This is a genomic window from Enterobacter sp. JUb54, from assembly GCF_014298075.1.
Taxonomy (GTDB): domain Bacteria; phylum Pseudomonadota; class Gammaproteobacteria; order Enterobacterales; family Enterobacteriaceae; genus Klebsiella; species Klebsiella lignicola.
Window position 1 is genome coordinate 1,484,449 of the sequence record NZ_CP060418.1, and the last position, 22,625, is coordinate 1,507,073.

General features: G+C 58.4%; 20 protein-coding genes and 1 pseudogene. 7 read left to right on the top strand and 14 right to left on the bottom strand.

The genetic code is table 11. The annotated features are described in order from the left end of the window. Nucleotides 1-180 precede the first annotated feature (180 nt). Entirely contained in the window at nucleotides 181-1,377 is a 1,197-nt protein-coding gene (locus tag HF679_RS06785; protein WP_154143768.1) for an L-talarate/galactarate dehydratase, read from the top strand. 106 nt (nucleotides 1,378-1,483) lie between these two features. Further along, entirely contained in the window at nucleotides 1,484-2,794 is a 1,311-nt protein-coding gene (locus HF679_RS06790) for an MFS transporter (protein WP_123754217.1), read from the top strand. 65 nt (nucleotides 2,795-2,859) lie between these two features. On the opposite strand, the gene HF679_RS06795 is transcribed toward HF679_RS06790, so the two are convergent. The 8 genes and pseudogenes from HF679_RS06795 to HF679_RS06835 form a co-directional block, all read right to left on the bottom strand. Continuing rightward, complete coding sequence (locus tag HF679_RS06795) at nucleotides 2,860-3,717, bottom strand: transporter substrate-binding domain-containing protein (protein WP_187043038.1); 858 nt, start codon at nucleotides 3,715-3,717, stop codon at nucleotides 2,860-2,862. Between the two features lie 44 nt (nucleotides 3,718-3,761). After that, nucleotides 3,762-4,538: an amino acid ABC transporter ATP-binding protein gene (locus tag HF679_RS06800; RefSeq protein WP_123754216.1), complete on the bottom strand. Its 777-nt coding sequence runs from the start codon at nucleotides 4,536-4,538 to the stop codon at nucleotides 3,762-3,764. Next, a complete protein-coding gene (locus HF679_RS06805) occupies nucleotides 4,522-5,454 on the bottom strand; it encodes an amino acid ABC transporter permease (RefSeq protein ID WP_123754215.1) in 933 nt (310 codons plus the stop codon). The genes HF679_RS06800 and HF679_RS06805 overlap by 17 nt, the downstream gene beginning before the upstream one ends. Nucleotides 5,455-5,463: 9 nt before the next feature. Beyond that, entirely contained in the window at nucleotides 5,464-5,973 is a 510-nt protein-coding gene (locus HF679_RS06810; RefSeq protein WP_123754214.1) for a GNAT family N-acetyltransferase, read from the bottom strand. An 11-nt stretch (nucleotides 5,974-5,984) separates the two neighbouring features. Further along, nucleotides 5,985-8,248: pseudogene (locus HF679_RS24850) on the bottom strand (NtaA/DmoA family FMN-dependent monooxygenase). A gap of 87 nt (nucleotides 8,249-8,335) precedes the next feature. Next, a complete protein-coding gene (locus HF679_RS06825) occupies nucleotides 8,336-9,457 on the bottom strand; it encodes an amidohydrolase (protein WP_187042767.1) in 1,122 nt (373 codons plus the stop codon). Continuing rightward, complete coding sequence (locus tag HF679_RS06830; RefSeq protein WP_187042768.1) at nucleotides 9,454-10,455, bottom strand: LLM class flavin-dependent oxidoreductase; 1,002 nt, start codon at nucleotides 10,453-10,455, stop codon at nucleotides 9,454-9,456. The genes HF679_RS06825 and HF679_RS06830 overlap by 4 nt, the downstream gene beginning before the upstream one ends. Nucleotides 10,456-10,584: 129 nt before the next feature. Beyond that, the gene (locus tag HF679_RS06835; protein WP_123754209.1) at nucleotides 10,585-11,142 is read right to left on the bottom strand and encodes a (d)CMP kinase; all 558 of its coding nucleotides are present in this window, start codon (nucleotides 11,140-11,142) and stop codon (nucleotides 10,585-10,587) included. 257 nt (nucleotides 11,143-11,399) lie between these two features. On the opposite strand from HF679_RS06835, the gene HF679_RS06840 reads away from it, so the two are divergent. Together HF679_RS06840 and ansP are read left to right on the top strand one after the other, a co-directional pair. Continuing rightward, a complete protein-coding gene (locus HF679_RS06840; RefSeq protein WP_154143762.1) occupies nucleotides 11,400-12,287 on the top strand; it encodes a LysR family transcriptional regulator in 888 nt (295 codons plus the stop codon). Nucleotides 12,288-12,476: 189 nt separating this feature from the next. Beyond that, nucleotides 12,477-13,940: an L-asparagine permease gene (ansP, locus tag HF679_RS06845; RefSeq protein WP_123754207.1), complete on the top strand. Its 1,464-nt coding sequence runs from the start codon at nucleotides 12,477-12,479 to the stop codon at nucleotides 13,938-13,940. 45 nt (nucleotides 13,941-13,985) lie between these two features. Here the strand turns inward: ansP and HF679_RS06850 are convergent, their stop codons facing one another. Continuing rightward, on the bottom strand, nucleotides 13,986-14,207 hold the full coding sequence (locus HF679_RS06850) for a YgdI/YgdR family lipoprotein (protein ID WP_123754206.1): 222 nt from the start codon (nucleotides 14,205-14,207) through the stop codon (nucleotides 13,986-13,988). 144 nt (nucleotides 14,208-14,351) lie between these two features. Continuing rightward, complete coding sequence (locus HF679_RS06855) at nucleotides 14,352-15,413, bottom strand: YncE family protein (protein ID WP_123754205.1); 1,062 nt, start codon at nucleotides 15,411-15,413, stop codon at nucleotides 14,352-14,354. A gap of 260 nt (nucleotides 15,414-15,673) precedes the next feature. Between HF679_RS06855 and pqqU the strand changes: the two genes are divergently transcribed. Then, nucleotides 15,674-17,776, top strand: coding sequence for a TonB-dependent receptor PqqU (pqqU, locus tag HF679_RS06860; protein ID WP_187042769.1), 2,103 nt, complete (start codon nucleotides 15,674-15,676; stop codon nucleotides 17,774-17,776). Nucleotides 17,777-17,889: 113 nt separating this feature from the next. Here pqqU and HF679_RS06865 read toward each other — a convergent pair whose 3' ends face one another. After that, on the bottom strand, nucleotides 17,890-18,927 hold the full coding sequence (locus tag HF679_RS06865) for an NADP-dependent oxidoreductase (RefSeq protein WP_123754204.1): 1,038 nt from the start codon (nucleotides 18,925-18,927) through the stop codon (nucleotides 17,890-17,892). Nucleotides 18,928-18,992: 65 nt separating this feature from the next. After that, nucleotides 18,993-19,568, bottom strand: coding sequence for a helix-turn-helix domain-containing protein (locus HF679_RS06870; protein WP_123754203.1), 576 nt, complete (start codon nucleotides 19,566-19,568; stop codon nucleotides 18,993-18,995). 190 nt (nucleotides 19,569-19,758) lie between these two features. Here HF679_RS06870 and HF679_RS06875 point away from each other — a divergent pair, with 190 nt between their 5' ends. Together HF679_RS06875 and HF679_RS06880 are read left to right on the top strand one after the other, a co-directional pair. Next, complete coding sequence (locus HF679_RS06875) at nucleotides 19,759-20,277, top strand: GNAT family N-acetyltransferase (RefSeq protein WP_123754202.1); 519 nt, start codon at nucleotides 19,759-19,761, stop codon at nucleotides 20,275-20,277. Continuing rightward, nucleotides 20,274-20,723 (top strand): DMT family transporter, encoded by a 450-nt coding sequence (locus tag HF679_RS06880; protein WP_123754201.1) that lies wholly within the window; start codon nucleotides 20,274-20,276, stop codon nucleotides 20,721-20,723. The genes HF679_RS06875 and HF679_RS06880 overlap by 4 nt, the downstream gene beginning before the upstream one ends. A gap of 9 nt (nucleotides 20,724-20,732) precedes the next feature. Here HF679_RS06880 and HF679_RS06885 read toward each other — a convergent pair whose 3' ends face one another. Both HF679_RS06885 and HF679_RS06890 read right to left on the bottom strand, forming a co-directional pair. Then, the gene (locus HF679_RS06885; RefSeq protein ID WP_123754200.1) at nucleotides 20,733-20,966 is read right to left on the bottom strand and encodes a YdcY family protein; all 234 of its coding nucleotides are present in this window, start codon (nucleotides 20,964-20,966) and stop codon (nucleotides 20,733-20,735) included. Between the two features lie 17 nt (nucleotides 20,967-20,983). Then, nucleotides 20,984-22,582 carry an ABC transporter substrate-binding protein gene (locus tag HF679_RS06890; protein ID WP_187042770.1) on the bottom strand — a complete coding sequence of 533 codons (1,599 nt, stop codon included), beginning with the start codon at nucleotides 22,580-22,582 and terminating at the stop codon, nucleotides 20,984-20,986. Nucleotides 22,583-22,625: the final 43 nt, after the last annotated feature.

Here is a 22,625-nt window from a genome sequence, read left to right on the forward strand (position 1 = left end):
CATTGATTATTGTGGCTTTTCACAAACCTGCTTGGATCGTGATGTCACTTGCATAATTTCACCCTAAATTATCGTCAGTTGTGATCGTTTGTACAAATTAAAGTCAATGCGATGGCGCAAGTCAGCGTTCAGGATTAGAAATGTTAGCGCAAACATTTTATAACCTGAAAGGAACCTACCATGACCTTTAGCGCAAATTCCGAGTCCGTGAGCTACGCCAAAACCCTCGGGGCCAAAACCGCGGCTGAAACCGGCGACCGCATTGCTCACGTCAAACTGTCACTGGCCTTTTTACCGCTGGCGACGCCGGTCAGCGATGCCAAAGTGCTCACCGGTCGGCAAAAACCGCTGACCGAAGTGGCGATTATCGTTGCCGAAATCCGCTCCCGTGATGGTTATGAAGGCGTCGGCTTTAGCTACTCGAAACGGGCCGGAGGCCAGGGGATCTACGCCCACGCCAAAGAGATTGCCGATAACCTGCTCGGCGAAGATCCGAATGATATCGATAAGATCTACACCAAGCTGCTGTGGGCCGGGGCTTCCGTGGGCCGCAGCGGCATGGCGGTGCAGGCTATCTCCCCTATCGATATCGCGCTGTGGGATATGAAAGCCAAACGCGCCGGGCTGCCGTTAGCCAAACTCCTCGGCGCCCACCGCGATTCCGTGCAGTGCTACAACACCTCGGGCGGATTCCTGCATACCCCGCTGGATCAGGTGCTGAAGAACGTGGCTATCTCGCGGGAAAACGGCATCGGCGGGATCAAACTCAAAGTCGGCCAGCCCAACACCGCCGAAGACATTCGTCGTCTGACGGCGGTGCGGGAAGTGCTGGGGGATGATTTCCCGCTGATGGTCGACGCCAATCAGCAGTGGGATCGTGAAACCGCCATCCGCATGGGGCGCAAAATGGAAGGGTTCAATCTGGTGTGGATTGAGGAGCCGCTGGACGCCTACGATGTCGAAGGCCACGCCCAGCTTGCCGCGGCGCTGGACACCCCTATCGCCACCGGTGAAATGCTGACCAGCTTCCGTGAACATGAACAGCTGATCCTCGGCAACGCCAGCGACGTGGTTCAGCCCGACGCTCCGCGGGTGGGCGGCATCTCGCCGTTCCTCAAAATTATGGATCTCGCCGCGAAGCATGGCCGCAAGCTGGCACCGCATTTTGCCATGGAGGTCCACCTGCATCTCGCCGCCGCCTACCCGCTGGAGCCGTGGCTGGAACATTTCGAATGGCTTAACCCGCTGTTTAACGAACAGCTGGAGCTGCGCGACGGGCGGATGTGGGTATCTGAACGCCACGGCCTGGGCTTCACCCTCAGCGAACAGGCCCGCCGCTGGACCCAGCACAGCTGCGAGTTTGGTCAGCGCCCTTAATCAATTTCCCCGGATTGCGGCGCAAGCGCCGTATCCGGGCTACCGGCCGATTCACGGCTGAAATCCGCTGTACCTACAATGCAACCCTGTAAAGGAGTTGAATAACATGACAACGCCAATAAAACCCAGCAAAGTGCGTTATGGTATTTTGATATTTCTGTTTCTCGCCACCGTATTTAATTATGCCGACCGGGCAACCTTGTCCGTCGTTGCCCCGATGATGAGTAAAGAGTTAGGTTTCGATCCCGAAGCCATGGGGCTGGCTTTTTCGGTATTCGGGATTTCGTATGTGGTGATGCAGATCCCCGGCGGCTGGCTGCTGGATAAATATGGCTCCCGCCTAGTCTACGGCTTTGCATTAATTGGCTGGTCCGTCGTCACCATGTTTCAGGGCACCATCTACCTGTACGCCAGCCCACTGATCGTGTTGATTATTTTACGCCTGATGATGGGGGCTATAGAAGCGCCGGCGTTTCCCGCCAATAGCCGCCTGAGCGTCCAGTGGTTCCCGAATAAAGAGCGAGGGTTCGTCACCTCGGTTTACCAGGCGGCACAATATATCTCTCTGGGTATTATTACCCCGTTGATGACCATTATTTTGCATAATTTAAGCTGGCATTACGTCTTTTATTATATTGGCGCCATCGGGGTGGTACTGGGGATATTCTGGCTGATTAAAGTCAGAGATCCGCTACAGCACCCAGGCATCAATCAACAGGAAATCGATTATATCCGCGATGGCGGCGGCGAGCCGGAGCTGGGTAGTCGTAAAATACAGCAGAAACTCACCCTCGCGCAGATTAAAAGCGTCTGCGTCAACCGGATGATGATCGGCGTTTATATCGGCCAGTTCTGCGTGACGTCGATTACCTGGTTCTTCCTGACCTGGTTTCCCACCTATCTGTATCAGGCCAAGGGGATGTCGATTCTGAAGGTGGGCTTCGTCGCCAGTATCCCGGCGATCGCCGGATTCATCGGCGGACTGTTGGGAGGCGTCTTTTCCGACTGGCTGCTGAAACAGGGCTACAGCCTGACCACCGCCCGTAAACTGCCGGTGATCTGCGGCATGCTGCTCTCCTGCGTGATTGTCGTGGCTAACTATACCAGTTCGGAAGTGGTCGTCATCGCCGCCATGAGTCTGGCCTTCTTCGCCAAAGGGTTTGGCAACCTTGGCTGGTGCATTCTCAGCGATACCTCGCCGAAAGAGATGCTCGGCATTGCCGGCGGCGTGTTTAACATGTGCGGTAACCTGGCGAGCATCATCACCCCGCTGGTGATTGGGGTGATCCTCGCCAACACCCACTCGTTTGATTACGCCATTTTGTATGTCGGCTCCATGGGCGTACTGGGCCTGTTCTCATACCTGTTTGTGGTCGGCCCGCTGGACCGGATAACCCTCACCCCGCGCCTTGCCTGAAGTTAAATCCCTGGCGAATATCGCCCCCGCTGTTTCGCAACACACTCCTGCGAAACAGCGGTTTTTTAGTAGGTAATACCCGGCGGGTTCACCGCTGATTGCGCCACCGCCTCGCCCTGCTCTCCCCAACGCGCCAGCACCTGCTGATACTCCCCGCGCGCGATAGCGCCGTCCAGCGCCGCCTGCAGCGCATACACCAGGCCGTTGCCCTTGTTGGTGGTGGTCGCCACCCAGGCTTTCTTCGGCCCCAACCCCACCACTTTGGTGGTGCCGCTCAGCGCCGCTTTGTAAGCCGCCGTCGACTGCGGGCCAAAGAAGACGTCGGCGCGCCCGGACTGGATGTACAGATTGCCAGAAGCGTCATCGGTCAGATAGACCGGCAGCGCCGGCGGGCGCCCTGCCGTTTTGTTTTCCTCGTTCCAGCCCAACAAAATACGCTCCTGATTGGTACCGGAACCGACGATCACCTTGCGACCCGAGAGGTCCGCCGGACCGCTGATTTGCGCAATATTGCTGGTCGACTTCACGGAAAACGCCAGCGAATCGACGCGATAGGTGGCGAAATCGAACTTCGTTTTACGCTGCTCGGTGACGGCGATATTGACCAGCGCCACATCATAGCGCCCGGAGGTGATCCCCAGCGGCCAGTCTTCCCACGCCGTGGGCACCAGCTTAAGCTTGAGCCCTAAACTTCCCGCCAGCAGACGGGCGATATCCGGATCGCTGCCGATGCGCGTGCGGTTGTCGCTTGCCAGCAGCGCCAGCGGCGGCGAGTTCAGCGCCGAAATGGCCACCGTCAACGTGCCGGGTTCCACAAAACGGTAGTTGGCCGGGACCCTGGCGATCGCCGTGGGATCCGCCGTCACCGGCAGCGGCGTTTCGTTGGCCTTCAGGTCGATGTCCGCCTGCACGTCGGCTGCCATCACCGTTGAAATGGCGGCGAGCGCCAACACACTTGTCCTTGTTTTCATGCCAGCACCTTCGATAAAAATTGCCGCGTTCGCGGATGTTGCGGATGGTTGAGCACCTCATCGCTGCTGCCCTGTTCGATGATTTTGCCCTCCACCATAAACACCACTTTGTCGGCCACTTCGCGGGCGAAGCCGATTTCGTGGGTTACCACCACCAGCGTGGTGCCGGAGCGCGCCAGCTTTTTAATCACGTCGAGCACTTCGCCCACCAGCTCAGGATCGAGCGCCGAGGTCGGTTCATCAAACAGAATCACTCTCGGCTTGAGGGCCAGCGCCCGGGCAATGGCGATGCGCTGCTGCTGCCCGCCGGAGAGATGCCGCGACCAGGCATCGGCCTTGTGGCGCAGGCCCACCACATCAAGCAGGTCATAGGCGCGGGCTATCGCCTCTTTGCGGGTCGCCTGCTTGTGAGCAATCGGCGCTTCAATCAGGTTTTCCAGCACCGTCAGGTGCGGGAACAGATTGAAGTTCTGGAAGACATAGCCGACGTTGACGCGCTGTCGCAGAATCGCTTTCTCTTTCAGTTCATACAGCTTGTCGCCCTCGCGGCGGTAGCCAATATAGTCCCCGTCAATCTGGATAAATCCTTCATCTACCCGCTCCAGATGGTTAATGGTGCGCAGCAGCGTGGACTTGCCAGACCCGGAAGGGCCGAGGATCACCGTGACGGTGCCGGGAGGGATCTCCAGCGACACATCGTCCAGCGCCTTGTGGCGACCGAAGTACTTGCTGACCCCGGTAATCGAAATATGGCCGTTAAGAGAGTTGGGCATGGATGGCCTCCTGCGGTTTCTGCTGCGGCTGCGGGGCGGTTTCCTGAAGCTGCCGACGACGCGGCGAGTTCACCGCCGAGCGGCGTTCGCTGCGGGCCAGAGCGCGTTCCACCAGATACTGAATCACTGACAGCACGCTGGTGATCACCAGGTACCAGACGGCGCCGACCATCAGCAGCGGGATCACCTCCTGGGTACGGTTGTAGATCATCTGAATGGTGTAAAACAGCTCCGGCATCGCCAGCACGTAGACCATCGCCGTGCCTTTGGCGAGGCTGATAATTTCGTTAAAGCCGGCGGGCAAAATCGTCCGCAGCGCCTGCGGCAGAATAATCCGCAGCGTGCGGCGCCATGCCGGCAGCCCCAGCGCCGCCGCGGCCTCATACTGCCCGTGATCAACCCCAAGGAAACCGCCGCGAATAATCTCGGCGGTGTAGGCGCTCTGCACCAGGGTCAGCCCGACCACCGCCGTCGAAAATTGCCCCAGTACGTTGATGGTCTGGTAGCTCCCCCAGCTAAAGGCGGTAAACGGGATGCCAATCGACAGCGTGTCGTACAGATAGGAAAAGTTGTAGAGAATGATCAGCACCACTATCAGCGGCAGCGAACGGAACAGCCAGATATAGCCCCAGGCAAGGCTGCTCAACAACCAGGAGGAAGAGAGCCGGGCCAGCGCCAGCACGCCGCCGAACAGCACGCTGAGGACAGTGCCGATCAGCGTCAACAGCAGGGTCTGCCCCAGCCCTTCAAGGATCACCGGGTCGAAGAACCAGCGGGCAAACACCGCCCACTCCCAGCGCGGGTTAAAGGCCACCGACTGCACCACGCCCGCCAGCACCAGCAGCGCCAGCAGCGCCCCGACGGCGCGCAGTGGGTAGCGCGCCGGAACCACTTTTATCGTTTCCGAATGCGTCATGTGGCCTCCTCAGGCGCTTTGGCTCAGGGCGCTGACCGCCAGCGCTTTGCTGAAGCGCAGCCGTCCGTCAAACGGCGGCTGGCTGTACTCTTCCGGGTTGCGCGTCAGGTCAAACTGGGCGTCGTATCCCTGGCTCAGATAGAGCTTCACCGCTTCCGGCTGGCGAAAGCCGGTTGTCAGATAAATGTGGCTGTAACCCGCCAGCACGGCCCGCCGCTCCAGCTCCTGCACGACTTTTACCGCCAGCCCCTGCTGGCGCAGACGGTGGTGGGTCCAGATACGCTTGATCTCCGCGGTGTGGGCATCTTTTGGCTTATAGGCCCCGGTGGCGATGATCTCGCCGTCGCGTTCAAGGACGATGAACAGCCCCTGCGGCGCCAGATACCATTCGGTCAGCTCAACCTCCGCGTCACGGGAAAAGTAGTCGCCATAGCGCGCGGCATATTCAGCGAACAGGCCGTTAATAATCGGCTGAAGTTCCGGTGCTTCGGGGGAGATATCGCGGAATGCGTCGCTCATGTTGCCTCCTGTTAGTCGCCCAGACCGGCCGGGTTAATTTCTGATTGCGGGATGCTCTCGACCCCTTCGCCCCAGCGGTTCAGCACTTTGGCGTAGTCGCCGTTGCTAATGACGCCGTTCAATGCCGTCTGTACCGGTTCCACCAGGCCGCCGCCCTTTTTCAGGGTGACCGCGATATGCGCCGCTTTCGGCCAGCCGCCATCCACGCTGCCCACCGGCCTGGTTTTGCCGGTCAGCGCCGCTTTCCATGCGCCAATCACGTTGGGGCCAAAGAAGGCGTCAGCGCGGCCGGACTGGATCGCCAGCGTCTGGGCGGCATCGTCTTTGGTGTAGACCGGGGTAAAGGGCTTCAGCCCTTTCTTCAGGTTTTCAGCGTTCCACGCCAGCAGGATGGCCTCCTGGTTAGTCCCGGAGCCGACGATAATGCGCAGCCCGGCAATATCTTCCGCTTTGTCGATGTGCTGCAGCGGGCTGGTGCTTTTGACGTAAAAGCCTAACGAGTCCTTACGGTAGGTGGCAAAATCGAATTTCTCTTTGCGCTCTTTGGTGACGGTAATATTGCTGATCGCGGCATCATATTTGCCGGAGGCCACCCCCAGCGGCCAGTCTTCCCAGGAGGTTGGGACGACGTTCAGCTCCAGCCCCAGGCTGTCGGCCACCAGGCGGGCGATATCCACCTCGCTGCCGAGCAGGGTTTTGTTATCGTCGGAAAACACCGTCAGCGGCGGCGAGTTCAGCGCCGCCACCGCCACGGTCAGTTTGCCCGGCACCGCGAAGTGATAATTCGCCGGCAGCTGCGCAATGGCCTGCGGGTTTTTCGCCGTGTGGATCGGCGCTTTATTGGCGGCCAGGCTCACGCCGGTGCCGTTAATGTTGACGTCCTGTGCCCATGACGGGGCGCTAAAGGCCAGCGCAAGCGCCAGTAAAAGTGACTTTTTCTGCATAGCGGTGTTCTCTGTTTTTATTGTTGGAATTGGTTGACGGGCTGCGCCAGCCCCAGACTCTCGCGCAGGGTCGTGCCGGGATATTCATTACGGAACAGCCCACGTGCCTGCAGTACCGGCACCACCCGGTCAACAAAGCGCGGGAAGGTGTCCGGGGTGCCGCCCTGGATGATAAAACCGTCCGCCGCATGCTGTTCAAACCACTGCTGCAGACCGTCGGCGACCTCTTCTGGCGTACCAGAAAACAGCGGGCGCGGGCTGGCGGCCTCCAGCGCCACCTGGCGCAGGGTCAAATGCCGTTCACGGGCGTTACGTTTGATCTCATCGGTGGTGCTGCGGAAGCTGTTTTTGCCCAGTTCGCCAATATCCGGGAACGCTTCATCCAGCGGATACTGGCTAAAGTCGTGGTGTTCGAAATAACGCCCGAGGTAGTTCAGAGCATCGTCGATCGACACCAGCGCGGCGGTGGTCTGGTATTGCTGTTCCACGTCGTCGGCATCGTCGCCGACAATCACGCTGACGCCCTGGAAAATGTGCAGCTGATCCGCCTGGCGCCCGTGCTCCGCCAGCTGGCGTTTCACATCGCGATAAAATACCTGAGCTTCCGCCAGGGTGGCCTGATGGGTGAAGATAGCGTCGGCGTGGCTTGCCGCCAGTTTTTTGCCGTCATCCGAAGCGCCGGCCTGAAAGATAATCGGACGGCCCTGCGGCGTGCGGGCAATATTTAACGGACCGGCGACCTGGAAAAAATCACCGTGATGGTCAAGGGTGTGCAGTTTGGTGTTATCAAAGAACTGGCCGGTGGCTTTATTGCGGATAAACGCGTCCTGCTCCCAGGAGTCCCAGAGCCCTTTCACCACTCGTAAATATTCATCGGCGATGCGATAGCGCAGCGCATGATCAGGATGCTGCGCTCGGGAGAAGTTCTTTGCCGAGCCTTCCAGCGGCGAGGTCACCACGTTCCAGCCGGCGCGTCCCTGGCTCAAATGGTCGAGGCTGGCAAACTGCCGCGCGGTGGTGAAAGGCTCGCTGTAGGAGGTCGATAAGGTACCAACCAGCCCGAGATGGCGGGTCACCGCCGCCAGCGTCGATAATACCGTCAGGGGTTCGAAACGGTTTAAAAAATGCGGGATAGATTTTTCATTAATATATAAACCGTCGGCGACAAATATAAAGTCCAGCTTTCCCTCTTCCGCTTTTAATGCCGTTTGTTTGACGAAGTCAAAATTAATACTGGCATCGGCCTGAGCGGCCGGATGACGCCACGCGGACATATTTCCTGATGCGCCGTGTAATATGGTGCCCAGGCGCAATTGCCGATTTTCAGACATAACAACCCCTTTTATGAATTTACCGGTCATATTTCAAATTGCATGAGCCCTGGCTAAATAGCCCTGACAGGGCGCGATAAACAGCGTTTAACTCTGCTGTAGCGCCCGTTGTGCCAGCGCCGCGAAATAACGGGCCGCCGGGGCAATTAAGCGATCATCCGGGTTATAGGCCGGATGATGAAGGCCATATTCACTGGCGCTGCCGATGCTGACAAAGGCGCCGGGAATATGCTGCAAATAGACGGCGAAATCTTCGCCCCCCATATGCAAATCGGCTTCATGGATGCGGTAGCCGGATTCTGCAGCGACCTCGCTGGCAAACGCCGCCCAGCGGTCATCATTGACCAGCGCCGTCGGGCCGGCATACCAGAACACATCAATCTGGGCGCCAAAGGCGCTGGCAAACCCGGCGGCGATCTCGCTGACCCGCGCCTTCACGCGCTGCTGTACCTCGCTGCTGTGGGTCCGTAAGGTGCCCTCCAGCTCAACGCTTTCCGGCAGCACGTTCCAGGTATTTCCGCCCTGAATCCGCGTCACGCTGAGCACCACCGAATCGAGGGTATTCACCTCGCGGCTGGCGACGCTTTGCAGCACGGTGACCAGCTGGCTGGCCAGCAAAATCGCGTCTTTGCCTTCATGGGGACGCGCGGCGTGCGCGCCTTTGCCGGTCACCTTAAACACAAATCGGTCGACGTTGGCGTAGAAGGCGCCGCCGCGGGTGGCAAACTCGCCCAGCGGCAGACCGGGTTCATTGTGCATGCCGAAAATCGCCCGCACGCCTTCCAGCGCTCCGGCACGAATCAGCGTTTTCGCGCCGCCGAAGTTCTCCTCTGCGGGCTGAAACAGGACCCGTACCCGACCTGGCAGCTGCGCTTCCGCCTCTTTCAGCAAAAGCGCGGCGCCGAGCATCACGCTGGTGTGAATGTCGTGGCCGCAGGCGTGCATCACCCCTTCGTGCTGCGAGCGGTAAGGCAACCCGCTGTTCTCCTCAATGGGCAGAGCGTCGATATCGGCCCGCAGAGCAATGATGTTGTCACCGCGGCCCACCTCTACCACCAGCCCGGTTTTCAGTTCGTAGGGCAGCACCCGCAGGCCGCCGCTTTCCAGCCAGTCGCGAATGCGGGCGGTGGTTGCCACCTCCTGCAGCGAGAGTTCCGGGAACTGATGCAGTTCGCGGCGCCAGCCAATCAGTTGTTGTTCAAAACTCATGACAGCACCTCCGTGCGATGGTGGGCCTGAGCCAGCAGGCGGAGCGAATCCAGCCGCGCCTGCCCTTCACTCACTGGGGTATCGATAATAAATTCGTCGATCTGCCAGGCGGCGTGCAGCGCATCGAGCCGGGCTTTCACCTCGTCGGCGGTGCCGGCCAGCAGCGATGATTCCCGACGGGCAATGTGCGTCGGCGGGCTTCCGGCCTGGCGGGCAAAGGCCAGCGCCTGGGCCTCGCTCCCGACGGTCACCCGTTGGCCGTTTTCCAGCTCCACGCCCCACACCTCGACCTGTTTTGCCAGCGCCAGCGCCGTGGCCCGGTCTGCGGCAACGATCGCCTGCACCGCCACGATGGTCTGGCGACGGCTCAGGGCTCGCCAGCGGGTCAGCACATCGCGCAGCAGGGTTTTGTCGCCGTTCAGGTGGGCGGCAAACACGAAATGCCAGTCCAACCGGGCGGCCAGTTCCGCGCTTTCGAGGCTGGCACCCAGCAGAAAGCCGTCGGCACGGCGTGGAGGAACCGGCGTCGCACGCAGGCTCTCTTCGCCGGTGTCCTCCGTCAGCGACAGCCAGTTATCCAGTTGGGCGAGGCTGTCGGCAAAGGTCCCTTTCTCTTCGGCGTGAACCCCTTGCTGCAACGCCCGGGTTGATAGCGGCAGACCGCCCGGCGCTTTACCCACACCCAGGTCTACGCGACCCGGGGCAAGCGCGGCCAGCAGATTAAAGTTTTCCGCCACTTTATAGGGGCTGTAGTGTTGCAACATGACGCCGCCGGATCCGACGCGAATCTGCCGGGTCTGGCCGAGGATCCAGGCGATCACCACTTCCGGTGACGGGCTGGCAAGTTGATCGGTGTTGTGATGTTCGGCAACCCAGAAGCGGTGATAGCCCCAGGTTTCTGCCTGTTGCGCCAACGTTAATGTACGCGTCAGCGCCTGTGCAGCGGTTTCCCCCGCCGCCAGCGGACTTTTATCCAGAATACTGATTCGATAAGACATTTCGCAGGCTCGTATTAACTAACATGCCTGCATTATTAGAATCAGCCGCGGTCGTTGAGAAACAATTTATTTACATGTGCTCTGCCGGAAAATAGATATACAGGCTTTGCGCCTGCCGCTGTCGGCGGATCAGTCTGGCGCCGGGTGCGCGGCAAACTGCTGCTGTAGCTGACGCACGAAGGCCTCGGTCTGCTGCTGGTCGCGCAGACGAATAAAGCGGATGTGCTGCCAGGTCGGGTCGGCCATATCCATTTGATAACGCAGGCGGTTCTTTTTCCAGGTGGTGATGGTCCACCAGAGAATGGATTCGCGGCTAAAAAAGGAGCGGCGGAAGCTTTCGCGGTTGCCGGTACCCGGCCACAGTTCCTGCTGTGAACGCGCGCGGGAAACGGCGCGGAAAACGGCCTGCCTGAGGGTCCGCCAGAAGCCGTAGTCAACCCAGATGACCATGTCGACGTCACGCCACTTCAGCGGGCGGCTGCGGTTGTAGTTGCCGTCCAGCACCCAGTCGGGGCGGTCGATGGCCGCCGCCAGTTTGTCAAAGAAAGCGTCATCCGGCGTGCCCTGCCAGTGCGGCTGCCAGTACAGGGTGTCCATCTCAATACAGGGAACCGATAGCGTCTGCGCCAGCCGGCGCGCCAGGGTCGATTTGCCCGAGCCGCTGGTACCCACTATGTTGATTTTCATGGCTGTCTCCCGGCCATTTTTGCGGCCGAATATTCTAGCCTGGAAGGGAGATGCGCGCTATTAGCTCACCGGCAAAAATGTGGTGCTGGCCGGTCTTCATCGGCTCTTTTCAGGATGTAGCGAGCCGCTGCGAGTCATCTTCATCATCGTTCCTCTCACCATGCGCGGTGTGTTGCAAGTAGCGAAAAACCACGGCGCTGATTAGACTACAAAATAAGAGAGAAACCATGAGCAGAATTCATTAATCTGGAAAACCGATGTTAAAAGATAACGTTAACGACCTGCTGTCGTTTATGGTGGTGGCCCGCGAGCGCAGTTTTACCCGCGCAGCTGCCCAGCTTGGGATATCTCAGTCGGCCCTCAGCCACGCGATGCGCAATCTCGAATCCCGCCTCGACGTGCGTTTGCTTTCCCGCACGACCCGCAGCGTCGCCCCGACGGAAGCGGGAGAAAGGCTGTTCCAGCGTCTGAGCCCGCATCTGATGGAGATTGAGCAGGAGCTGGCCGCCCTGCGCGATACCCGTGACCAGCCTGCGGGTAACATTCGCCTGACCGCCGGCGAGCATGCCACCAGCGCCCTGCTGTGGCCGGCGCTGAAAACCTTCATGCTGCAGTACCCGGATATCAATATCGAAATTACCGTGGATAACGGCCTGACCGATATCGTTGATGGCCGCTTTGACGCCGGGGTTCGCCTCGGCGAACAGGTGGCCAAAGATATGATTGCCGTGCGTATCGCCCCCGATATGCGCATGGCGGTGATCGGCTCCCCGGGCTATTTGCAGCGCTATGGTACCCCGCAGACCCCTCACGATCTCGAACAGCATCGCTGCATCAATATGCGTCTGCCGACCCTCGGCGGGCTTTATGCCTGGGAGTTTGAGCAGGATGGCCGCGAAGTACGCGTGCGCGTCGAGGGGCAAATCATCTTAAACAGCCTCCCGCAGCGTATCGACGCCGCTGAGTCGGGGCTGGGTCTGGCCTACGTTCCTGAGGACAGCGTCGAAGAGGCGCTGGCCAAGGGACGGCTGGTGCGGGTGCTGGAAAACTGGACCCCGTCTTTCTCCGGATATCACCTCTATTACCCCGGGCGTCGGCAACATACCACCGCCTTTAGCCTGCTGTTAGCACACCTTCGTCGTTGAACTCATTGATATTTAAGCAAGTGCGGTGCAGTGATGTTTTACGTGCGTGACTATCTCGTTACGTGTAGGATGCTGCGCCATGCTCTGCTTATCTCCTACGTCAGAATGATGGGAAAGCCAGCATAACGTACTGCGTCTACGCAGTGCGCAGAACCACTCATGGACATTGACAGGAAAATGGGTACCACAATGAATACTAAGCAAAACACAACGGCGGAACATCACGCCGCCAAGCGTCACTGGCTAAACTCTCAGGAAGCGGGTTATCACAAAGCGATGGGCAACCGTCAGGTACAGATGATCGCCATCGGCGGGGCTATCGGTACCGGTCTGTTTCTCGGCGCTGGTGCGCGTTTACAGATGGCCGGGCCAGCCCTGGCGCTGGTTTATCTGGTCTGCGGCCTGTTCTCATTCTTTATCTTACGCGCCCTCGGCGAACTGGTATTGCATCGCCCCTCCAGCGGCAGTTTCGTCTCCTATGCCCGCGAATTCTTAGGTGAAAAAGCGGCCTACGTGGCGGGATGGATGTACTTCGTTAACTGGGCGATGACCGGGATTGTCGATATCACCGCCGTAGCGCTGTATATGCACTATTGGGGTGCCTTCGGCGATGTCCCGCAGTGGGTCTTCGCCCTCGGCGCGCTGGCGATCGTCGGCACCATGAACATGATCGGCGTGAAGTGGTTCGCCGAAATGGAGTTCTGGTTTGCGCTGGTCAAAGTGCTGGCGATTGTCGCCTTCCTGGTGGTGGGGACGGTGTTCCTCGGCAGCGGTAAGCCGCTGGACGGCAACGCCACCGGTTTCCATCTGATCACCGATAACGGTGGCCTGTTCCCGCACGGACTGATGCCGGCGCTGGTGCTGGTTCAGGGCGTGGTATTCGCCTTTGCCTCTATCGAATTAGTGGGTACCGCCGCTGGTGAGTGTAAAGATCCGCAGACCGTAGTGCCGCGCGCAATCAACAGCGTGATCTGGCGTATCGGCCTGTTCTACGTCGGTTCAGTCGTGCTGTTGGTGCTGCTGCTGCCGTGGAATGCCTATCAGGCCGGGCAAAGTCCGTTCGTTACCTTCTTCACGAAGCTGGGCGTGCCGTACATCGGTAGCGTGATGAACATCGTGGTGCTGACCGCCGCGCTGTCCAGCCTGAACTCCGGCCTGTACTGCACCGGGCGTATTCTGCGTTCGATGTCGATGGGCGGTTCTGCGCCGAAGTTCATGTCGAAGATGAGCCGTCATCACGTGCCGTACGCCGGGATTCTGGCGACGCTGGTGGTGTATGTCTTCGGGGTGTTTCTGAACTATCTGGTGCCGTCGCAGGTGTTTGAGATCGTGCTGAACGTGGCATCGCTGGGGATTATCGCCTCATGGGCCTTTATCGTGGTGTGTCAGATGAAACTGCGTCAGGCGATTAAGCAAGGTAAAGCGGCGGATGTGAGCTTTAAAATGCCGGGTGCGCCGTTTACTTCCTGGCTGACCCTGCTGTTCCTGCTCAGCGTGCTGGTGCTGATGGCTTTCGATTACCCGAACGGTACCTATACCATCGGTTCGATTCCGCTGATTGCGGTAGTGCTGGTGGCTGGCTGGTTTGGCGTGCGCAAACGCGTTCATGCTATTCATAGCGAAGCGCCTGGCGTGCAGACGTTACAGAAATAAACCTGGTGTGGTTTGCCCGGAAACGGGCAAACCACCTGCTGTCACTTAATTATCTTCCACCAGCTGCGACACCTCGCTGCTGTTAATCTGGCGATGGTTGCCAGATTCATCGACATAGCTGGTCATACCGGTGTCTTTATCCAGACGCGGCTTGCCCTGAGTCACAATGGTCTGCCCACTTTTCGTTGTCATGACGTAGTTTGAACTACAACCTGCGAGCAGTGCCAGCATCGCGCCAGCGCACAGCACCATAAATGGCTTATTCATACTTCCTCCGGAATGATAACCATCGCCCCGCAACGGCGGGGAAAGTATTGATTGTAATGTCATTACATTCATCAGGCCAATCGGTGATTGTAACAGAGGGTGATTCAGGCGGGTGGGAGGGGTTGCCCCCTCCTCAATAACGATTTACAGCGCTATACGGATAACGTCATCCGGCTGGGTGGCTTCTTTCTGACGGCTGGATTCCTGCTTCACGCTGACGTACAGCGTTTTACCGTCGGCGGAGAGCGCCAGGCTGTTCGGGTGAGTCGGGGTTTTGAAGGTTTTAACGACCTTGTAGGTTTTGCCGTCAATCACGCTCACTTCACCGGCTTTACGATGGGTCACATAGGCTTCGTTACGCGTCGGGTTGAACAGCACCGCCAGCGATTCCGGCGCGGCAATTTTCTGCAGCACTTTGCCATCGCGGATATCGACTACCAGAACTTCCGGCTGTTTGCCGTCGGTGATAAAGGCGCGGTGACCGGCGGTATCCAGGCTCAGGTTCAGATAGAAGTGCTCTTTGCCGTCATCCTGCAGCTTTTTGCGGCTGATGATTTTGTTGCTGTCGCTGTCGATGGTCAGCAGTTCGCCATCGGCATTGGTGGTGTAAATACGCTTGGCGTCAGCATCTACCGCCAGGCCGGTAGCCATGGCGCCGGTATTGGTGATGGTATCTTTCAGGGTCAGCTTGTCGCCGTCCACAACCCAGATCACGCTCTCTTTACCCAGACCAGTGATGTAGACGGTGTTGGTTTTTTCATTGACCGCCAGCTCACGGGGCGCCAGCGGGCGCACGGTTTCGCTGCGTTTGCGGTCGTCGAGCACCAGACGGCCTTTCACGGCACCGGTCTTCGCATCAATTGCGGTGACGGTGCTGTCGGTGGTGTTACCAAACCACAGCGTTTGCGTGGTGGTGTTGATGGTCGCGCCGAACGGCTTCAGATCGTTATGGATGATCTGGGTAACTTCGAGGGTGGTGGGATCCAGACGGTAAACAATCCCGCCTTTATCCAGCGCGCGGCTTTGTGACGTAGCGACCCACAGTGCATTTTCCTGCTGGCTGTAAGCCATTTCGTATGCGCCCTTACCCACAGCCTTGCGCAGCATTTCGTCTGCCGCATGAGCGCTAAAGCTCCCCGCCAGCAGTAAAGAGGTTAACAGCAGTGAACGGCGCAGACGCGGCGCGGACAGATGACGTAATGACATGACGACTCCCTTTGATAAAACAACTATGTGCCTGCTCAACATGGCTTCCGTGATGCAAAGTCATGGCTTTGCGTTATTTTCAAATGCGAATAGTAATCATTATTTGAGGTAAAGTGGAGCGCTATTTCTGCATCCACGACGCGAAAATAGCCATTCGGTGCCATTATTTAACTAAAATGCCGTTAATAATTTTCAAAAAATTACAAAAGGATTAACATGTGCGCATATGTTCCGTTTGGTTCGTTTTACGAGTAGCTGTCATGAAAATCCTTTCCGTGCGCACGGTTGCGCTTCCTGCCCTCCTGTTACCTCTCTTTGCCCTGGCCGAGAGCAACGAACAAACCATGGTCGTCACCGCCGCACCGACCACGGTGTCCGAACTTGATACCCCCGCCGCCGTCAGCGTGGTTAACGGGGATGAGATGCGCCAGGCCGCCCCACGGGTGAACCTTTCCGAGTCGCTGGGTGCGGTGCCGGGGCTGCAGGTGCAGAACCGACAGAACTACGCCCAGGATCTGCAATTATCGATTCGCGGTTTTGGTTCCCGCTCAACCTACGGCGTGCGCGGACTGCGGATCTACGTTGACGGCATTCCGGCCACGATGCCCGACGGCCAGGGGCAAACCTCGAATATTGATATTGGCAGCGTGGAGAGCCTTGAGGTCCTGCGCGGGCCCTTCTCTGCCCTGTACGGCAACTCCTCCGGCGGGGTGATCAATGTGTCGACCCAGACCGGCAGCCAGCCGCCGACCATCGAAGCCAGCAGTTATTACGGCAGTTTCGGAACCTGGCACTACGGCCTGAAGGCGACCGGGTCCGTCGGCGACGGAACCCACGCCGGCGACGTCGATTACACCGTCTCGACCAACCGCTTCACCACCCATGGCTATCGCGACCACAGCGGCGCCCGTAAAAACCTGGCCAACGCTAAGCTCGGCGTGCGCATCAATGATGTCAGCAAGCTGACCCTGCTGTTTAACAGCGTGGATATCAAAGCCAATGACGCCGGCGGGCTGAGCTACGACGAGTGGCAGAGTAATCCGCGCCAGTCGCCTCGTGGCGACCAGTACAACACCCGTAAATCGACGAAACAGACCCAGGCGGGGCTGCGCTACGAAAGAGCGCTCAGCGAGCAGGATGACCTGAGCGTCATGATGTATGCCGGGGAGCGCGAGACCACACAGTATCAGTCAATTCCCCGGGCGCCGCAGCTCAACCCAACCCATGCCGGCGGGGTTATCGATCTGACGCGCCATTATCAGGGCATTGATACCCGCTGGACCCACCGCGGCGAACTGCTGGTGCCGGTCACCTTCACCACCGGGCTCGACTATGAAAACATGAGCGAGCGCCGCAAAGGGTATGAAAACTATGTGATGGTCAACGGCGCGCCGCAGTACGGCGAAGAAGGCAGCCTGCGTCGCAATGAACGTAACCTGATGTGGAACCTCGATCCCTATCTGCAGACCCAGTGGCAGCTGACGGAGAAGCTCTCCCTCGATGCCGGGGTGCGCTACAGTTCGGTGTGGTTCGACTCCAACGATCAGTACATTACGACTGGCAATGGCGATGACAGCGGCGAGGCCAGCTACCACAAATGGCTGCCGGCAGGCTCATTGAAGTACGCGGTGACCGATGCCTGGAACGTCTATCTCTCCGCCGGTCGCGGCTTTGAAACGCCGACCATTAACGAGCTCTCCTACCGTTCGGATAACCAGAGCGGCCTCAACTTCGGCCTGCAGCCGTCGACCAATGAAACGGTCGAGATCGGCAGCAAGACGCGGATCGGCAACGGACTGTTTACCGCGGCCCTGTTCCAGACCAATACCGATAACGAGATTGTGGTGGATGCCAGCAGCGGCGGGCGTACCAGCTATAAGAACGCCGGTAAGACGCGCCGCCAGGGGCTGGAGCTGGGGCTGGATCAGCAGTTTGCTGAGAACTGGCGCCTGAAAGCCGCGTGGACGTGGCTGGATGCGACCTACCGCACCAACGTCTGTGACGACAGCAACTGCAACGGCAATCGGATTCCGGGCATCGCGCGCAATATGGGGTACGCCTCATTCGGCTATCAGCCGGACCGCGGCTGGTACGCCGGCAGCGATATCCGCTATATGAGCGATATTATGGCCAACGATGAGAACACCGCCAAAGCGCCATCATGGACGGTAGTCGGTCTCACCACCGGGTATAAATGGAGCTACGGCAAGATGGATATGGATCTGTTCGGCCGCATCGACAACCTGTTTGACCGCAGTTACGTCGGTTCGGTTATCGTTAACGAGTCCAACGGTCGCTACTACGAGCCAGCACCAGGGCGTAACTACGGCGTCGGCCTGAACCTCGCCTGGCGGTTCGAGTAACGCTTTTATCTCCCCGGTAAGCGCAGCGCCACCGGGGGATAACACTAAAAAACCCGGATAGCTGGCGTTATCCGGGTTTTGCTTATCGTCGTTTTGCAAAGCGTGACGCGAAGTTAATCGTCGGGCGAAACGCGGACCACCACTTTACCGAAGTTCTTACCCTTCAGCAGGCCGATCAACGCCTCGGGCGCACGTTCCAGCTCATCGATCAGCTGCTCGCGATATTTGATTTTACCTTCCTGCACCCAGCGGCCCATTTCAGCCTGGAACTCAGCAATACGATGGCCGTAGTCCTGACCGATGATAAAACCCTGCATGCGGATGCGTTTTTTCAGCAGCGTCCCCATCAGCAGCGGCAGACGATCCGGCCCTTCCGGCAGGCTGGTGGCGTTATAGCCGCTGACTAAGCCGCAGACCGGCACGCGCGCCGAGGTATTGAGCAGCGGCAGAACGGCATCAAACACCTTACCGCCGACGTTTTCATAGTAGATATCAATCCCCTGCGGGCAGGCCGCAGCCAGCTGGGCGGCAAAATCTTGCGCATGGTGATCGAGACAAACATCAAACCCGAGCGTCTCCACCGCGTAGCGACATTTTTCGCTGCCCCCGGCGATCCCCACCGTACGGCAGCCTTTGAGTTTGGCAATCTGCCCGACCGTGGCGCCTACTGGCCCGGTCGCGGCAGCCACCACCAGCGTTTCACCGGCCTTCGGCTGACCGATATCCAGTAGCCCCATATAGGCGGTAAACCCAGGCATGCCGAGTACCCCCAGCGCCCAGGAAGGATGCTGCGGGTCGGTGCCCAGCTTTACCAGCCCGCTCCCGTCGGAGAGTTCATAGTCCTGCCAGCCGCTATAGCCCAGTACCCATTCACCAGCTTTAAAATCAGCGTGATGGGAGACTTCAACACGGCTCACCGTACCGCCGACCATCACCGCGCCAATCTCCACCGGCGGCGAATAGGATGGCGCATCGCTCATCCGGCCACGCATATAGGGATCCAATGACAGATACACCGTGCGCAACAGTAGCTGGCCTGGGCCTGGGGTCGGCACATCGCCCTCTTCCAGACGGAAATTATCCCCGGTCGGTTCGCCGTGCGGGCGGGAAGCCAGCACCAGTCGACGATGACGCTGTGGATGAAAAGCCATAGCAAACTCCTCCAGTTAAAAGCCTGTACCAAGGCTAGTCGCAATTGGCGCCGCGCACATTGGCATTATGAGGCAGATTGATTTAACCGCACCACCAGGTAGGTACAGGATGCGTTGGATTCATTGATAAACCGGCAGTCGTTTGGCGGCCCCAGTTCGAGGCAGTCGCCGGCCCGCATCTCATGCCGGGTGGCGCCCTCGACAAAAACCAGCTCCCCCTGCTGCAGCCAGATAAGCTGGCGCGCCAGCGCGTATGACGCCGCCGGCATCGGCACGTCGCTGCCCGCCGGCAGCTCCACCTGCACCAGATCGATCGGCAGATCGCTGCGCGGAGAGACGTGGCGCCGCAGATAGTGGCTTTGCGGATCGCGCCAGACCGGCTGCTGGGCAAAACGCAGCAGTTTCCCTTCCTGCATCTCCGCTCTGGCGATCAGGGTGGACATACTGATGCCAAAGGCGCCGGAAAGCCGCCCGAGCATCGAGGCCGTCGGGCTGCTTTCACCGCGCTCGATCTTGTGGATCATCGCCCGAGAGGCACCGGCACGCTCGGCCAGGTCACTAAGCGACCAGCCGCGAGATTCGCGTTCGATGCGTATGCGTGCGCTAATGCGCTGATTCATATTGTCTTCAGTCGTGTTCATAGCGTAGTACTATAGTGTATGAATTGACCCGCAACAAGATGATGTCCTCCGAAATCCTTAGCCTGTCTCATTGCTCGCAAGCCCTTACATTGAACGGGATAAGAAATTTTTCGCTAAAACAGATGACAGCGTCACGTACAGTATTGTAATAATGTCGTACTACTATAGTGAACAGTTACTGAGGTCTGCTATGTCCATTCGTTACGCTGGCAAAGAAGATTGCGCTGCGATCGCCGAAATCTACAACCACGCGGTCTTGCACACCGCCGCTATCTGGAATGATAAAACCGTCGATACCCATAACCGCCTTGCGTGGTTTGAAGCCCGGCAGCTGGCCGGTTTTCCGGTGTTGGTCAGCGAAGAAGATGGTGTGGTTACCGGTTACTCCTCTTTTGGCGACTGGCGCGCTTTTGACGGTTTTCGACATACCGTAGAGCATTCGGTCTATGTGCACCCCGATCATCAGGGTAAAGGGTTGGGCCGCGCCCTGCTGGTAGCGCTGATTAACGAAGCCCGTCGGCTCAATAAACATGTGATGGTGGCCGGGATCGAAGCGCAAAATCAGGCCTCGCTGCATCTCCATGAAACGCTGGGGTTTGTCACTACCGGGCAGATGCCGCAGGTGGGGACTAAATTTGGTCGCTGGCTGGATCTGACCTTTATGCAGCTGCAGCTTGACGATCGCCGCGATCCGGACGGCAGTGCATGAACCAGTCGTTGACCCTTGCCTGCCTGATTGCCGCAGGCATCGGGCTGGTGGTGCAGAATACCCTGATGGTGCGCATCACCCAGTCGGCGTCCACTATCCTGATCGCCATGCTGCTTAACTCGCTGGTCGGGATTGTTATTTTCGTGACGATCCTGATGCTGCGCCACGGGGCCGCAGGATTTCAGGAGCTGGCGGTCAGTATCAAATGGTGGACCTTGATCCCGGGCCTGCTGGGGTCATTTTTTGTCTTCGCCAGCATCAGCGGCTATCAAAACGTCGGCGCGGCCACCACCATTGCGGTGCTGATCGCCAGCCAGCTGGTGGGTGGATTAGTCATCGATATTATCCGCGCGCACGGGGTGCCATGGCGGGCGTTGCTGGGGCCGCTGTGCGGCGCAGTGATGCTGGTAGCAGGCGCCTGGCTGGTAGCCAGACGCCAGTTCTGAGGCGGTCGGTCAGAGAATGGCGCCACCCTTGTTTAACTGCTCGCGGCGCGCCTCCTGCTCTTCATGGTGCTGACGCCCGTGATGTGCAATGGTGGTGCGCAACCGCTGCTGCTGGGTAAAGCGCTCGTCGCGGCTCAGCTCAGCGTCATCGCTAAGCGCGATCAGCAGTTCATTCATATGGGTGATGACCCCTTCGGCAATCGCCGCATCCACGCGGGCGATAACGTCATCCAGATGCGCCATTCTGTTCTCCTTTCGCTTTAATTCAGTTTTACTTTCGAAAAATCGCTGCCCATCAGGCTCACGCTATAGCCCGTGACGTTGCTGCGCGTGGCGTAGAAGGTTTTGCCTGTTGCCAGAGTGATCCATGGTGCCTGCTGGTAAAAGATCTCCTGCGCCTGGCCATACAGTGCGGCACGCTGCTGCGGGTCGCTGACCAGAATCGCTTTTTTCACCAGCGCGTCATAGGACTTATCACACCAGCGGGCCACGTTAGAGCCGGTCTTAATATTATCACAGCTCAACAGGGTGCCGGCAAAGTTGTCCGGGTCGCCGTTGTCCGACATCCAGCCAAACAGCGCGCTGTCGTGCTCCCCTTTGCGCATGCCGGAAAGGTATTCGCCCCATTCATAAGTCACGATGTTGGCCTTGATGCCCACTTTGCTCCAGTCGCTCTGGATCATTTCAGCAATGCGCCGCGAATTGGGGTTGTACGGCCGTTGCACCGGCATTGACCACAGGGTCACTTCGGCCCCTTTTTCCAGCCCCGCCTGTTTCAGCAATGCTTTAGCCTTTTGCGGATCGTAATCGTAATCCGGCAGATCTTTCTTATAGCCGAGCATGTTTGCCGGCAGCGGCGATTTGGCGACGGCGCCAGAATCTAAAAATACCGCGCGGACGATCGCCTGTTTGTCGGTGGCGTAATTCAGCGCCTGACGCACCAGCACGTTATCAAACGGTTTTTTCTCGGTATTAAATGCCAGGTAGCCGACGTTGAGTGCTTCAACCGAATGTAGCGCCAGATCCTTATTCCCTTTGATGACCGGGAACTGTACCGGCGACGGCGCCGGGATAATCTGGCATTCGTTGGTTTGCAGCTTCGCCAGACGCGTCTCGACGTTCGGGGTAATAGAGAAGATCAGGTGTTTTGTCGGCACCTCGCCGTCCCAGTAATGCGGGTTGGCAATATAGCGAATCAACGAGTCGACTTTATATTGCTGCAGCGCGTAAGGCCCGGTGCCAATTGGCCAGGTATCGACGTACTCCGGCGTGCCTTTTTTCAGCATGGCGTCGCCATATTCCGCCGAAAGAATAGAGGCGAAATCCATCCCCCAGTCGGCGAGGAAGGCGGCATTCGGCTCCGCCAGCACAAACTGGACGTGGTAGTCGTCGACCTTTTTCACTTCTTTAATCAGCTTATCCAGACCGACGTCGTGGAAATATTCATACTGCCCCTGCGACACGTTGTGGTACGGATGTTTGGCATCCTGCTGGCGCAGCACGGAGAACAGCACGTCATCGGCGTTAAAATCGCGGGTCGGCGTAAAGTATTTGTTGCTGTTGAACTTCACGCCTTGACGCAGGGTGAAGGTCCAGGTTTTGCCATCCGGGGAAACGGTCCACGCGGTCGCCAGCGACGGAACCGGCGTGTTTTTCAGCGGATCGAAGGTAATCAGGCGGTTATACAGCACCTGAGAGCTGGCAACAAAAGAGGGGCCGGAGCTGGCAATTTGCGGGTTAAAAGATTCCGGTGAAGCTTCAGAGCAATAAACCAGCGTATCGTTCCCGGCCGCCCATGCGGCACCCGCCGGTAGTAATGCGCTTAATGCCAGCGCAAGTAACGTTTTCCCTGTAGACATGGTTATAAACCTTATCAATTTGTTATATGTGTATTAAATGTAT

Coding starts and splice junctions, on each gene's coding strand:
- HF679_RS06785 (WP_154143768.1), top strand. CDS start 181: ATGACCTTTAGCGCAAATTCCGAGTCCGTGAGCTACGCCAAAACCCTC.
- HF679_RS06790 (WP_123754217.1), top strand. CDS start 1,484: ATGACAACGCCAATAAAACCCAGCAAAGTGCGTTATGGTATTTTGATA.
- HF679_RS06795 (WP_187043038.1), bottom strand. CDS start 3,717: ATGGCAGCCGACGTGCAGGCGGACATCGACCTGAAGGCCAACGAAACG.
- HF679_RS06800 (WP_123754216.1), bottom strand. CDS start 4,538: ATGCCCAACTCTCTTAACGGCCATATTTCGATTACCGGGGTCAGCAAG.
- HF679_RS06805 (WP_123754215.1), bottom strand. CDS start 5,454: ATGACGCATTCGGAAACGATAAAAGTGGTTCCGGCGCGCTACCCACTG.
- HF679_RS06810 (WP_123754214.1), bottom strand. CDS start 5,973: ATGAGCGACGCATTCCGCGATATCTCCCCCGAAGCACCGGAACTTCAG.
- HF679_RS06825 (WP_187042767.1), bottom strand. CDS start 9,457: ATGAGTTTTGAACAACAACTGATTGGCTGGCGCCGCGAACTGCATCAG.
- HF679_RS06830 (WP_187042768.1), bottom strand. CDS start 10,455: ATGTCTTATCGAATCAGTATTCTGGATAAAAGTCCGCTGGCGGCGGGG.
- HF679_RS06835 (WP_123754209.1), bottom strand. CDS start 11,142: ATGAAAATCAACATAGTGGGTACCAGCGGCTCGGGCAAATCGACCCTG.
- HF679_RS06840 (WP_154143762.1), top strand. CDS start 11,400: ATGTTAAAAGATAACGTTAACGACCTGCTGTCGTTTATGGTGGTGGCC.
- ansP (WP_123754207.1), top strand. CDS start 12,477: ATGAATACTAAGCAAAACACAACGGCGGAACATCACGCCGCCAAGCGT.
- HF679_RS06850 (WP_123754206.1), bottom strand. CDS start 14,207: ATGAATAAGCCATTTATGGTGCTGTGCGCTGGCGCGATGCTGGCACTG.
- HF679_RS06855 (WP_123754205.1), bottom strand. CDS start 15,413: ATGTCATTACGTCATCTGTCCGCGCCGCGTCTGCGCCGTTCACTGCTG.
- pqqU (WP_187042769.1), top strand. CDS start 15,674: ATGAAAATCCTTTCCGTGCGCACGGTTGCGCTTCCTGCCCTCCTGTTA.
- HF679_RS06865 (WP_123754204.1), bottom strand. CDS start 18,927: ATGGCTTTTCATCCACAGCGTCATCGTCGACTGGTGCTGGCTTCCCGC.
- HF679_RS06870 (WP_123754203.1), bottom strand. CDS start 19,568: ATGAACACGACTGAAGACAATATGAATCAGCGCATTAGCGCACGCATA.
- HF679_RS06875 (WP_123754202.1), top strand. CDS start 19,759: ATGTCCATTCGTTACGCTGGCAAAGAAGATTGCGCTGCGATCGCCGAA.
- HF679_RS06880 (WP_123754201.1), top strand. CDS start 20,274: ATGAACCAGTCGTTGACCCTTGCCTGCCTGATTGCCGCAGGCATCGGG.
- HF679_RS06885 (WP_123754200.1), bottom strand. CDS start 20,966: ATGGCGCATCTGGATGACGTTATCGCCCGCGTGGATGCGGCGATTGCC.
- HF679_RS06890 (WP_187042770.1), bottom strand. CDS start 22,582: ATGTCTACAGGGAAAACGTTACTTGCGCTGGCATTAAGCGCATTACTA.